Source organism: Halospina denitrificans, from assembly GCF_004364635.1.
Classification (GTDB): domain Bacteria; phylum Pseudomonadota; class Gammaproteobacteria; order Pseudomonadales; family Oleiphilaceae; genus Halospina; species Halospina denitrificans.
Map to the genome: position 1 here is coordinate 28,676 of NZ_SOAX01000007.1, position 13,667 is coordinate 42,342.

Here is a 13,667-nt window from a genome sequence, read left to right on the forward strand (position 1 = left end):
CTCAAATCAGCAGTCCACCAAAGCATCGCCGAAGCCAAGCATATCCAAAGCAACGCACCAATGCGTTTGCTACCGTACCCAAAAGCAGAACCATAGGAAATTGTCACTAATGACAATCTCTTTGGCCCAAAAAGCCATGTTCAGGGACCATGCCCCCTTCAAGCAGGAGACGGTTGTCATTTTACTGACCAGTCACGCGCAATGATCTCCTGGAACCGGCCCGCCGTCTCAAGGCGCTCATAGGCGTTTTCGAGCTTCTGGATGGTTGCTGAATCCAGTTTTTTCGAGACGCCGAAATAAACCGGCTGGCGATAGAGTACGTAGTCATGCACCTCTAAGGCGCGACGGTACTCGGGATCATTTCGGACGGCATGTTTGAGCGGTTGTGCGTCTTCGAAAAATCCAATGAGCCGTCCTTCTAACGTCATGGGGAACAACAGATCCACGTGCGAGACCCTGTAGAAGCACTCGGCGAATTCCTTATCGCTGCTCATACGGCGGTTAAAAGCCTTCGAGTAAAAAATGCCGCCCTGAATGCCCCAGCGCTTATCCGTTGCCTGGCAGATCTCGACCAAATCATCCAGCCCCTCAATGACCAGCCCACTATGTCGCTTTTGAACGACCAACCCCATCTCCGAATAGCGCTCCAAACCGATATAGTGAACAAAAGCGCTCCGTTCAGCGGTTTTTGCGAGCGTGGTCATCAGGTGAACCTTGCCTTCTTTCAAATCCCTTAAGGCCCTCTTCCAGGGCAGCCTTACGAACCTAACCGGCAGCCCCGCCTCCTCAACCAATGCCCGCGCCAGCTCAACATCCAACCCAGTCCATTCGCCCGTCTCATCCTGATAATACTGCGGCGGGAAATCAGTGACCCGCACAATGAGCGGTGATTGCGCGAAACTGACAGGCCCCAGAATCAGCAAAGCCAGTAGGAACAAAAGGCATTTTGTTTTACGCATTTGCCATCCATGTGTAAAAAAGTCCATTGAAGACCTCAAGTATACAGCTATGGTCTCAACTTACGCTCCTCGACCAAAGCATGCGCACCGCCAGAAGTCCATAGGCACCCACACCAACCGCAGCATGCCAACTTAAAACTGTCACTTAATGACAACTTTTCTGGCCCAAAACGCCATGGATCCCGGCCAACTCACCCTTCAAACTGAAAACAATTGCCGATTTTAAGTGACGGATAACTCGATGTCCGAAAGCCCAGGAGCGGGGCAGTCCTTTCAGGGAGGCTCTTCGTCAGGAAGACGAAGCGCCAGCGCCCATGGATGGGTTCACAGCGGTCCCTGAAAGGACTGCCCCGCTCCTGGGCCTGGCACCAAACTTTCAGGCTGGACCAACAACAATGTCGACAACACCGCTGCGTTTCATAACCTCGACTTCGCTCTTCGATGGCCACGATGCCGCCATCAACATCATGCGCCGCCTAATCCAACAAAAAGGCACCGAAGTCATCCACCTCGGCCACAACCGCAGCGTCGACGAAATCGTAAAAGCCGCCCTCCAGGAAGACGCCGACGCCATCGCCGTCTCCTCCTACCAGGGCGGCCACAACGAATACTTCCGCTACCTCATCGACCGACTGAACGAAGAAGGCATCGGCCACGTCGCCGTCTTCGGCGGAGGCGGCGGCACCATCACCCCCGAAGAAATCCAGGACCTCGAAGCCTACGGCGTCGAACGCCTCTACCACCCCAACGACACCATGGCCACCGGCCTCGTCCCCATGATCGACGACGTCATCGAACGCGCCCAGAAGCGCCGCATGGAAGTGCGCACCCAGATCCCGACCGAAACCGGCGCCCTCGCCCAGACCCTCTCCGAAATCGAACGCGGCAATCACAAAGACGCCATCCCAGACAGCACCACCCCGATCATCGGCATCACCGGCACCGGCGGCTCCGGCAAGTCCAGCCTCACGGACGAACTCCTCAACCGCTTCCTGCGCTTCTGCCCGGACAAACGCGTGGCCGTGCTCGCTATCGACCCCACACGCCGGCGCACCGGCGGCGCCCTGCTCGGCGACCGCATCCGCATGAACAGCCTGCAAAGCGAGCGCGCCTTCTTCCGCTCCATGGCCACCCGGCGCCAAAACCTCGCCACCAGCGCCGAACTCAACGACGCCATCCGCTACCTCAAGCAGGCCGGCTTCGACCTGGTGATCGTCGAGACCGCCGGCATCGGCCAGTCCGACTCCGAGATCGTCGACCTGGTCGACCTGCCCCTCTACGTGATGACCAGCGACTTCGGCGCCGCCAGCCAGCTCGAAAAGATCGACATGCTCGACCTGGCCGAAGTCATCGTCATCAACAAGTTCGAACGCGGCGGCTCCCTGGACGCGCTGCGCGACGTCCGCAAGCAATGGAAACGCAACCACAACCGCTTCGACGTGGACGGCGAGCAGATCCCCGTCTTCGCCACCAACGCCAGCCAGTTCAACGACGCCGGCGTCAGCGGCCTGTTCACGCGCCTCGCCGACTGGCTCCAGTGGGACGCCACCGAACGCTTCCCCTGGGCCCTGCCGGAAAGCAACCCCCTGATCGCCGCCGACCGCACCCGCTACCTCGCGGACATCGCCGAGAACAGCCGCGCCGAACGCGACCGCATCGAAACCATGGCCGAAGCCGCCAACCAGGCCCAGACCGCCTGGAACGCCCTGCACACACTGAAAGACCCGGAACTGCCCGAAGCCCTCACCGCCTTCAACAGCACCGAGCACGAAAACGAAGCCTTCGCCACCCTGCGCCGCCAGTACAACGAGGCCCTGAACCAGCTCGACCCGCAACTGCTGAACGAACTCCGCCACTGGCCCGACCGCAAGGCCGGCGTGGAACAGGAACGCTACCAGTACCAGGTGCGCGACAAGACCATCGAAGGCGACAACTACAAAACCACCCTGAGTGACCTGACCATCCCCAAGGTCGCCCCACCCCAGACCAACAACTGGGGCGAACTGGTGCGCTTCCTCGGAAGGGAAAACCTCCCCGGCCACTACCCCTACACCGCCGGCGTCTTCCCCTACCGGCGCGAAGGCGAAGACCCCACGCGCATGTTCGCCGGCGAAGGCACCCCCGAGCGCACCAACCGCCGCTTCCACTACCTGGCCCTGAACCAGCCCGCGGCACGGCTCTCCACCGCCTTCGACTCCGTCACCCTCTACGGCGAAAACCCCGCGCCACGGCCGGACATCTACGGCAAGGTCGGCAACAGCGGCGTCTCCATCGCCACCCTGGACGACATGAAAAAGCTCTTCTCCGGCTTCGACCTGTGCGACCCCACCACCTCCGTCTCCATGACCATCAACGGCCCGGCGCCCACCATCCTGGCCTTCTTCATGAACGCCGCCGTCGACCAACAGGTGGAACAACACCTGCGCGACACCGGCCAGTGGGAACAGGTGCAGCAACGGATCGCTGACCGGGAGCGCCCCGTCTACCAGGACGAACTCCCCGAAGGCCACAACGGCCTGGGCCTCGGCCTGCTCGGCGTGAGCGGGGACGAAGTGGTGGACGCCGAAACCTACCAACGCATCCGCGAATACACCCTCAAACAGGTGCGCGGCACCGTGCAGGCCGACATCCTCAAGGAAGACCAGGCCCAGAACACCTGCATCTTCTCCACCGAATTCGCCCTGCACATGATGGGCGACGTGCAGCAGTACTTCACCGACCAGGACGTGCGCAACTTCTACAGCGTCTCCATCAGCGGCTACCACATCGCCGAGGCCGGCGCCACGCCCGTCACCCAGCTCGCCTTCACCCTGGCCAACGGCTTCACCATCGTCGAGTACTACCTCTCACGCGGCATGCACATCGACGATTTCGCGCCCAACCTCAGCTTCTTCTTCAGCAACGGCATGGACCCGGAATACGCCGTCATCGGCCGCGTGGCACGGCGCATCTGGGCCCGCGCCATGAAACACCGCTACGGCGCCAGCGAACGCTCCCAGAAACTCAAGTACCACATCCAGACCAGCGGGCGCAGCCTCCACGCTCAGGAGATCCAGTTCAACGACATCCGCACCACCCTGCAGGCGCTCTACGCCCTCTTCGACAACTGCAACAGCCTGCACACCAACGCCTTCGACGAAGCCATCACCACCCCCACGGAAGACTCCGTGCGCCGCGCCGTCGCCATCCAGCTCATCATCAACCGCGAACTCGGCCTCAACGCCTGCGAAAACCCCTGGCAGGGCTCGCACATCATCGAGCAGCTCACGGACAAGGTGGAAGAAGCCGTACTGGAGGAATTCGAGCGCCTCAACGAACGCGGCGGCGTGCTCGGCGCCATGGACACCATGTACCAGCGCGGCAAGATCCAGGACGAATCCATGGTGTACGAACACAAGAAACACGACGGCACCCTGCCCATCATCGGCGTGAACACCTACCTCCCCAAGGAAGGCCAGGAAGCCGGCGGCGAACTGGAACTGATGCGCTCCAACGACGACGAAAAACACCAACAGATCGACCAGCTCCGCGCCTTCCAGGGCATCCACGAAAGCAAACGGGACCACTGGCTGGAACAGCTACAACAGGTGGCCGCCAACCGGGGGAACACCTTTGAGGTGTTGATGGAAGCTGTTAAGCATTGTTCGTTGGGGGAGGTTTCGGAGGTGTTTTATGGGGCTGGGGGGGCTTATCGGAGGAATATGTAGCAAACTTACGTCGGCTGACCACTACCCATTTAACTACCCTTTCCCGTTACTGCCGGACCAACGCCATACCAATTTGCTTTGCAAGATGTGGAGGTACCGCATTACCCACTTGCCTAGCCTTAGAATTCAGCAATCCTCGAAATGAGAACTCACGGGGAAACGTTTGCAAGCACGCTGCCTCTCTCACAGAAATTGCTCTATCTTGCTCTGGATGGCCAAAGCGCCCGTTGGACAAACTAATACACCTAGTCGTCAGTCCTGATGCCGTCTTGTCCCAGTGCATCCGTCCGTAAACATCGCTATGCCCAACATGGGTTTTGTGGCAATTCAACCATAAATCAGGCGGCCAGCTTTCCCGACCACAACCGGTTGGAGTCGCTTTGATTCGTCTCAAATTCAAATCAGACAGCTGAGCAGAGTGATGATCCGGATCCTCAGGACATTGCTCTCCGGCTCTCAATGGCGGTAGATCTGATATCCAATTCCTCACCACCTCCAGTTCGCTTCCAGCACCCTCTCCGTGGGTCTCGACCGGTAATTTCGCCTCATCTTCAAGCGAAGCAACAAGCACCAGCCTATCCCTCCTCTGAGGAACCCCAAAATGCGCAGCGCGCAATATCGAGTATCGAACAGAGTAATTCTCAGCCAACAAATCTTTTATGAAAGAGTCGAAAGGTCCTCCATCCGTTACCTTTTGGAGTCCGGGTACGTTTTCAACGACTATAAATTCAGGCTTCCAGTATTTAACAAATTCCGAAAATTTGCGCAGAAGATTCCTGCGCGGGTCACCAGTAGATTTGGCGTTGTTTTGTTTAGAAAATGGCTGACACGGCGCGCACCCACAAAAAAGAAGCGGATCATTCCTGGGGAAAATGAAAGGCGATATCGCCTTCGGATCTAATCCATTTATATCCTCACAAGAAACTGAAGATTCAGGAAAATTGTGTTCAAAAGTAGCTACTGAATCAGGATCATTATCTATGGCCCAAACGATATCGAATCCGGCCTGTCGAAATCCGAGGCTAGTGCCACCACAGCCCGAGAAAAAGTCGTACACCTTGACCACGTTGATCTCCAGATGTCATCAAATCATAATTTATCTAAGCAGGACCTTAACTTATCCCGAAACTCTCCTAGACTTTGAGATGAAATACTCCCCAAGCACATCTTTTGAATAACAAAAATCTCATCTGAGCTACTCGGTTTGTCGTACCGCTTATCTAGTTCATAGTCAGTTAGTTGGCAAAATTTCTTCTTGTAATCTTCATCCCACTCTAGTTCAGGAATCTCCTTGGTCATATTTTCCCAAACAAACTCTTCCGGAGTGGATTTTGGCAAGTATAAGACACATTCCCTGACAAATTTAAGATATTTAATACGACATTCCCTTAATTGGTCCTCGTCCCTACTACCATCCTTACCATCCACTTCAAAGCGTATATCAGTCCCGGAAACTGTTACTATCGATTCCTTTAGCCCTTCATCGGTCTTATTTTCAATTTCTGATAAATGTTCTTCAAACGAATAGCCCCCCGCATCTCCATCTAAAACTACAGCCACGTTGTGGGCTTCTGTAAGAGCAAAGGCCGGAATGTAGCTATGCAATAATGGATTGACACCACCTGGCAAAAATTCTACAGAAAACCTTTCCGAGAATGCCTTCCCAATATCCTCTAATGAACGCCGGACAATTTCCGCAGCAAGCCTGTCTTCCACGTAAACGGTCTTCTTGTCTGTCCCCTCGACACCCAAATAGAAGAACGCTTCTTCGTGGTGCGTCTTTTCCGTTACCTTTATTTTATACGAGCTGGGGTCTTGATACAATGTTTTTATAGCGTTCTGTGGAAGATTATTTATTATAAATGGTGAGTGCTAACCTATTACTACTTGATGCCTTCCCCATTTAACCTGATCCTTCAAAAACCGCATTAATCTCTCTTGAGCACCAGGATGTAATGAAACCTCAGGTTCATCAAAGATGATCAAGGATCTTTCTGGAGCAGACATTACATCTTTTACGATTTGCGCTATAGCAAATTCACCGCTACCTGCAAAAGCTTCGCTATACCTCAAATCTTCAGTCTCAAGTATTACCGTATCTCCCTCAACTTTAAAAAGTTTGTGCTGAATTACTCGGACACCAGAATACCTCTTCCCCAAAATATCCGATATTGCCTTAACTTGATCGTCAGGAAGCACATAATTTTGATAAACATGTTCTTTTTTCCCCCGAAAAAGTTTGAGAGATTTAAGATTATCCCTTATAACTTTGCGCAGCTGCTTAGATCGATCCCTAATAAAGTCTTGCTTCGTATTGTATTTTAACGTCTTAGTAAGGTTTCCATGGTAAAAATACTTGTCAAACGCACTGATCTCGCTGCGAAAGTCCTTAAAAACGACATTCTTATCAATCAAAGGCCACCGAGTTTTCAATCGACCTTCTTTTTTAAGCAGATCATCCTTATCACTTAAATTGGTCTCTGGCATCAACTCCATTCCATCAGACTTCAGAGGGCGAGAGGGCTCCCAATAATCTGGGTTCGGGTAAGACTTACCTTTGACAACGCGTTTCTTTTCTATTCTTGTTTTAATAACTTCAACTGTTCTATTTTGGATCTTATGAAAATACCCGTATATGAACCTTGGAGGCCGACTTTTTCTGTCTTGGATATGAATTGGATCAACCGCTGTCGAAAACCAGAAATTTCCAACATTGCAATCTTCTGGACAACCAAACACAGCTCTCAGAACACTACTTTTGTTAGTCCCATTCTGGCCAATAAGAACAGTTATTGGAAAATCAAAATCTATTCTAGCGCCCTCTTCCAGATTCTTATAAAACGGAAACCTGATATACTTAATATAAGGTTCCAGAACCCCGTTATGCAGCATGGTATTTAATGTACCATTTATTAGCAGATGATTAGACATCGAATTGACACCAAAATATAGCACTGTAGAGATCTTGGGAGAACTTTTTATTCATTGATATTTCCTCGCATAAAGTCGAAGAATGCCCTTGACGGTAACATCTAACTGACTGCCAACGGTATAATCCCCTGGCACGACGTAGCTTGCCCTATCTTCTGAAATCAACTTTTCAATCTTCTCTTGGGTTCTGCTCTCGGTCCACTTCTCGCCGTCAAAAACAGCAATACTACATCCCCCTTGGGCCTTAACCATCTTCATAGCAGGGATATCAGTGTCTCCATCACCGAAATAGATCATACGATCAAAGGGAAACGGTCGATTCTGTGGTTCGATATACTCGTTCACCTTCTTATTGTCCCAGCTATTTTCTATTCCCTTGTTAATCCGGAACAGGTATTGGGTCTTTGTCGTATAGTCAATGCCAACTGATGGCCACTTGGCGAAACCGCTATCCTCATCATAGTGATAACGACATCCAAATATTTTTCTGAAATGTTCAGCTACCGATGTACCACGGATCATCTCCTCCAGTCCGCTCGACACTATGTAGTGGCTTAGCGCGATTCCCTGCTCCCGAGCAAAACGGTTAATTGCATCAAACCAATTTTCAACGCCAGGGAAAAGCGGGATGGATTTGCCGTGCGCCTGGAGCCTTTCAGGAGTCAATTCGCTTCGCTTTTCGACTTCCCAGGCTCGCAACGCCAACTCACCCAGATAGGTAAGTATCTCATCACCATCTCGCTCTTGGTTCTTTCGATGCACTTCAGACCAAAACTTCGATGTATCACTTAGACCTAAAGTGGGCATCAGCCCGTGTTCAGCACAATTCCCCTTTGCAAGAGTTCCATCAAAATCATAAACCAAAGCGCACTGCATAATTCGACTGCCTTCCAATTAGGTCATTTTGTCCTAGTGTATCGAAGGGGTACACAGGCCATCGCCCCCGTAGCACCGTCTTTTCCTTCGAAAAGAATCAAACGTCCCCCAGAGAGTTACTCCTCTCTTTTTCTGGATGATCAAGCTCATCCTCCTCAACCGGATCCCGCCGATTAATCTTAGGCGGCGGCGCCACCCAGGCCCGGAGCCTCTGCCCTACCTGCTCATAGAATCGTGGCACCGCTGCTTCCAGTTCATCAATGAACACCTTGTTCCCGGCGAAGCGTCCGGCCAGGTCGACCATGTAGAAGACTTCAAACTTCGAGGGCACCACGGAGGTGGTGTCGGAATCCAGGGCGTTGGCGTCGTTCATCAGGATTTCCAGCGGCGCCTGGGTTTCCTCGGCGTTGCCGGTGCGGAAGGCTTTCACGAACATGTCGTTGGTTTCGGCCTTGGTGAGCTGTCGTGTCAGCCAGTTGACCCGGGCCGACGTGCGCTTCTTGTCCTTGGGGGCTCCCAGTTTCATGGAGCAGGAGATGGTGCGCTTGGTGAGGTTGGCGACCACCTCGATGTCCGTGGCGGCGTGAGGTACGTCCAGCACGCAGCGCAGGGCCTGTTCGTTCACCAGGGTCTCGCAGTCGTCCTTAAGCCGTGCCTGCGGGTCGGTGCGGTGCGCGAGTGAAAGCTTGAGGCCCACGTTCTGGCCCAGCTTGCGGCTCATGAAGGGAATCGAATTACCGCGACTGACGCACTCTGGCTGCATGTTCATTGTGCGTTGTCCTTGTTGAGGTGCTCTGCATCCTGTGCGCGCAACAGCAACCCGGAGTTAGCCAGGTTCTGCGGCATGCGGAACTTTTTTCCAGCGTAGCAGAAATTTTCTGAGTAGGGAGTAAAAGCCTCTCTCGACAAAGTCGGGGGTTGCATCACTCCGAAAGACTGTATACTTTTACAGTTAAAATTAATTTGATCCTAGGGCTCTCATAGGGAAAAATGAGTGACACCTGATCACACGATCAACCCAGAGGGACAACATGACAACACTGACCCCGAACGAAAACACAAACCCGGTCAGCACAATCGAAGAATCAGGGACTGACGATCTCAGGCTTCTGCGACGGCTGACGGAAATTTATGACCAGAAGCAGATAGCAGAAATGCTCGGAACGATTTCACCGGGGCACTGGACTCGTGAAACCATCAACCGTGCATTACAGGGGAAAGCGGCGCCCCGTTTTTCGCACCATGAGTTCAACTACCTGCAAAGTATTCTCCCCTCCCGACCTGCACACTACGATGACCCGGAGTTCCGGTTCATCGATCTTTTTGCAGGAATCGGAGGCATCCGAAAGGGGTTCGAATCAGTCGGCGGCAAGTGCGTTTTCACGTCTGAATGGGATCACAGTGCGCGTCGTACGTATAAAGCCAATTTCTATTGCGACCCGGATCATCGGGAACATGTGTTCAACCACGACATCACAGACGTCACACTGAGCGCCGTCCCTGACATTGATGAAGAAGAGGCGTATCAGTTCATTGATGCGCAGATACCGGATCATGAGGTGCTTCTGGCGGGATTCCCGTGCCAGCCCTTCTCTCTTGCCGGCGTCTCCAAGAAGAACTCCTTAGGGCGTCTTCACGGCTTTGAGTGCGATACACAGGGCACCCTGTTTTTCGATGTTGCAAGAATCATTGCGGCTAAGAAGCCGCCGGTATTTCTGCTTGAGAACGTCAAGAACCTCAAAAGCCATGACAAGGGCAAGACCTTCCGGGTTATCTGCGAGGCTCTCGATGAACTCGGATACGAAGTGGCCGATGTGGATGCGCCGAAAGGGCGCGACCCGAAGGTCATCGATGCTGCAAATTTTCTTCCCCAGCACCGTGAACGGATCGCTCTTATCGGTTTCCGGCGTGATCACGGGCTGCATGAGGGGTTCTCACTCAGAAACATTGCGGAGCACTTTCCGGAACGCGTTCCCCGGTTCGGAGAACTTCTCGATGACAATGTGGATGATAAGTACATCCTCACACCGAAGCTGTGGCAGTACCTCTACAACTACGCCGCCAAACACAAGGCCAAAGGAAATGGTTTCGGCTTCAGCCTCACCGGCCCGAATGATACGGCCAGAACGCTCTCTGCCCGTTATCACAAGGATGGCTCGGAAATTCTGGTGGACCGTGGCTTTGATCCGGATCAGGCATTTGATTCGGAACACAACCTTAAATACCGCCCACGGAGGCTGACGCCGAGAGAATGCGCCAGGCTCATGGGGTTCGATGCACCGGGTGAGAGTACTTTCAGAATTCCCGTTTCTGATACCCAAGCCTATAAGCAGTTCGGCAACTCTGTGGCAGTACCCGTTTTCACCGCCGTGGCCGAAATGCTGAAGGAGCGGATTTCCGCACCCTGCGCATCAGAACCTGAAGCTCCGCAGCAACTCCGGATACCTCTTGCGGTTTAATGCTTCTGTCGGGCAGGATCACCAGAGATAACTTGCCCGACAGGAACAGCTGCAGACAATGACAAGACTCTCTGAGCACTTCAGTGGCGTATCAGCCAAACGCCTGAGCATCGTTGAAACCAGCCGCATTGTCTCGAGACAGCACGAGTTCAACGGCACGGCGGCGATGAGGCAATATCTCGGCAGAGAGCGATCAATTTTTCCCGCCCGCTTTATATACATCGGGGACGATGAGGAAGACCGGCTCATGGTCGATGACCATGTCACCTGGTATGACTCCAGAGAGGATAATCCGAATCGTTCCGAGCATCGTCTTTACTTCCGGGATAATGACGTGATGAACCTCGCCGCTGAAGGCGACGTGATGATTGCAGCACTCGACTGTGAAGGGAATATGCTTCTCGTTATCGTCAGGGACTCAAGTCAATTACTGGGAGACGTGTTATGGCTTTTCGGTCTTGATGAGCTTCCCGGCTCCACTTTCACAACCATCGAGACGGCGGAAAGTTCTCATGTCTCAGATGCACTGTTCTACTACATTGCAGAACAGGCCGGGATTCAGATTGAGGAGAAAGTCAGCGATTCCTGGCTGGATCTGATCCTGGAAAGATTCGGCCCTGTCTTTCCCAGAAGCCGCCAACTCTCCGCCTTGGCCCTTGAGTCGCTGGACGGAGAAATATCCCCGGTTGAGGAACCCGACAACACCCTGATCCGATTGCTGGATCGGGAGGAAAGGATGTTCCGGGAACTTGAACGTCATATCGTTTCCAATGAGCTCCGAAGCAGAGCTGATACCTGGGCCGAGAACGTGGATGATTTCATTTCGTTTTCTCTGGGAGTACACAATCGCAGGAAATCCCGTGCAGGCCATTCACTGGAGAATCACCTTGAATGGATCTTCACGGAGAACAGACTTGAGTTCCAGCGAGGTGTTCATACCGAAAATCGCTCCAAGCCGGACTTTCTCTTCCCCGGATCCGCGCATTATCAGGACCCGAACTGGCCCGCAGACCGCCTGACAATGCTGGGGGTGAAAACCTCCTGCAAGGATCGCTGGCGCCAGGTTCTGAACGAAGCAGCCCGAATCCCCGAAAAGCATCTTCTAACCCTCCAGCCGCGAATATCCGAACATCAGACTCGAGAAATGGACAGAGCGAACCTCAGACTGGTGTTGCCGAGGGGTCTCCACTCGACATACTCGACTTCCCAGCAAAACTCTCTGATGGATCTGGATCTGTTCATCAATGAGGTTATGGAGAAACAGCCGGCCTGAATAGCAGCGCGGACTCCGGGAGGAAAAACGTGGCGGACATCAAGAACCGGGAGCAGCGCTCACACAATATGTCTGCGATCCGCGGAAAGGATACTAAACCGGAAATGCTTGTCCGGCGGTATCTTCATTCCTGCGGCTACCGATTCCGCCTTCACCGAAAAGATCTCCCAGGCAAACCGGATTTAGTCATGCCGAAGTATCAGATCGTCATTTTCGTGCATGGCTGCTTCTGGCACAGGCATGAGAACTGTCGATACTCAACAACTCCCTCCAACAGATCCGAGTTCTGGCAGGAGAAATTCGCGAAAAATGTTGAACGGGATTCCAGAAACAGGGAGGCGCTTCTTGAATCCGGATGGAGGGTACTGATCATCTGGGAATGCGGGCTTAAACACGCTAAAGACGAACTGCCGGAGCTTTCCCGTCTTATTGAAAATAACACTGGTTTTCAGGTCTGGCCTACAACTCCCCCCAGGCCGAGAGAGCTTTCAAACGTTATTCAAAAACGTGGGTAGCATGCCATTCCAATGCCGTCTCGTGCGGCATAAACCTCTCATTTTCCGGACGTCGCACAAACTGCCCGGAAAGCTCTTTCAGCTCATTATTGACCGCCAACGCACTCGCTGCCTCGGAGACCTGTATCTGCATCTCAGGTGTCACAGTAAAGAGACCGTTATCAAAAGCCCAGTGATGATTCGGGCACAAAGCCAATCCATTACGTGGATCATCAGTGCCTCCTGCCGCCACAGGAATAATGTGCGCCGCCTGAGCTGCGGCCGGTCCCTCGGGGACACTTAACCCCGACCCACAGACGCAGCAGCGGTACCCATATTCGCTTAAAACCATTCTGGAGAATGCAGCTCTTCTGACAGGTTTGCGTGCATGGATATCATGATGGTTTCGATCTGAAGATACGACAAACTCTTCCTGCGTCTGATCCCATAGAATTGACTCTTCGTTGTTAATTGCGCTCGTACTCAGGACTTGTCCGCTAAGCGCCCCCGAACGTTTATTATTAGCAAGAGATAGCAGCTCTGCATATCCGGAATCTTCGCATCGAATAAGCTGAAAGCAATAACGCCTAGGCTGGTCAAGATGCCTCCGCATCACAAGGAAATCCCCAGCCACTGCGTGGTTGAGCAAAGGACTCAGCTGATCCGTAACTCGTGTCTCCGGTTTACGCTTACCTTCCCACGTCTGATACTGATATCTTGAACGAACTCTTTTCAGAAATTTTGACCCGAGATATAGGTCCACCTGAATCCGCACATCCGCCGTATTCTGCCCCTCCGGTAAATTCGGAAAATACGGGCGGAGCGCCTTCAGGACGACGAATCCAGCCTGGTGACCTGCCGCCTCTCCCGTGTCATTCAAGGGCAGTCGCTTGTAGAACGGCGTATCCCAATCCCTAGTCGCACAGATAGAGTTAAGCATTTCAGACAACGACATTATTCGGACACCT

Annotated in this window: 10 protein-coding genes and 1 pseudogene; 4 read left to right on the forward strand and 7 right to left on the reverse strand. The window is 53.2% G+C overall.

The window, feature by feature from the left end; translation table 11 throughout:
- Positions 1-176: 176 nt before the first annotated feature.
- Entirely contained in the window at positions 177-959 is a 783-nt protein-coding gene (locus DES49_RS13205) for a substrate-binding periplasmic protein (RefSeq protein WP_166646088.1), read from the reverse strand.
- Positions 960-1,354: 395 nt separating this feature from the next.
- On the opposite strand from DES49_RS13205, the gene DES49_RS13210 reads away from it, so the two are divergent.
- Positions 1,355-4,666, forward strand: coding sequence for a methylmalonyl-CoA mutase family protein (locus tag DES49_RS13210; RefSeq protein ID WP_133736907.1), 3,312 nt, complete (start codon positions 1,355-1,357; stop codon positions 4,664-4,666).
- A gap of 46 nt (positions 4,667-4,712) precedes the next feature.
- Here DES49_RS13210 and DES49_RS13215 read toward each other — a convergent pair whose 3' ends face one another.
- The 5 genes and pseudogenes from DES49_RS13215 to DES49_RS13235 all read right to left on the reverse strand — a co-directional run.
- Positions 4,713-5,732 (reverse strand): DNA cytosine methyltransferase, encoded by a 1,020-nt coding sequence (locus tag DES49_RS13215; RefSeq protein ID WP_341776815.1) that lies wholly within the window; start codon positions 5,730-5,732, stop codon positions 4,713-4,715.
- Positions 5,733-5,755: 23 nt separating this feature from the next.
- Positions 5,756-6,382, reverse strand: coding sequence for a hypothetical protein (locus DES49_RS13220; RefSeq protein WP_133736909.1), 627 nt, complete (start codon positions 6,380-6,382; stop codon positions 5,756-5,758).
- A gap of 156 nt (positions 6,383-6,538) precedes the next feature.
- Positions 6,539-7,597, reverse strand: coding sequence for an AAA family ATPase (locus tag DES49_RS13225; RefSeq protein ID WP_133736910.1), 1,059 nt, complete (start codon positions 7,595-7,597; stop codon positions 6,539-6,541).
- 51 nt (positions 7,598-7,648) lie between these two features.
- Positions 7,649-8,473: a haloacid dehalogenase-like hydrolase gene (locus tag DES49_RS13230; RefSeq protein WP_133737092.1), complete on the reverse strand. Its 825-nt coding sequence runs from the start codon at positions 8,471-8,473 to the stop codon at positions 7,649-7,651.
- Between the two features lie 97 nt (positions 8,474-8,570).
- Positions 8,571-9,194, reverse strand: a pseudogene (locus tag DES49_RS13235) (hypothetical protein); the annotation flags it as partial.
- Positions 9,195-9,504: 310 nt separating this feature from the next.
- Between DES49_RS13235 and dcm the strand changes: the two are divergent.
- Genes dcm through DES49_RS13250 form a run of 3 tightly spaced genes read left to right on the forward strand, consistent with a single transcriptional unit; the run spans position 9,505 to position 12,720 of the window.
- Positions 9,505-10,932: a DNA (cytosine-5-)-methyltransferase gene (dcm, locus tag DES49_RS13240; protein WP_133736912.1), complete on the forward strand. Its 1,428-nt coding sequence runs from the start codon at positions 9,505-9,507 to the stop codon at positions 10,930-10,932.
- Positions 10,933-10,990: 58 nt separating this feature from the next.
- A complete protein-coding gene (locus DES49_RS13245; RefSeq protein WP_133736913.1) occupies positions 10,991-12,205 on the forward strand; it encodes a type II restriction endonuclease in 1,215 nt (404 codons plus the stop codon).
- Between the two features lie 29 nt (positions 12,206-12,234).
- Positions 12,235-12,720 carry a very short patch repair endonuclease gene (locus DES49_RS13250; protein ID WP_133736914.1) on the forward strand — a complete coding sequence of 162 codons (486 nt, stop codon included), beginning with the start codon at positions 12,235-12,237 and terminating at the stop codon, positions 12,718-12,720.
- On the opposite strand, the gene DES49_RS13255 is transcribed toward DES49_RS13250, so the two are convergent.
- Positions 12,701-13,654: an HNH endonuclease gene (locus DES49_RS13255; protein ID WP_133736915.1), complete on the reverse strand. Its 954-nt coding sequence runs from the start codon at positions 13,652-13,654 to the stop codon at positions 12,701-12,703. The two genes, DES49_RS13250 and DES49_RS13255, sit on opposite strands and share 20 nt — an antisense overlap.
- Positions 13,655-13,667: the final 13 nt, after the last annotated feature.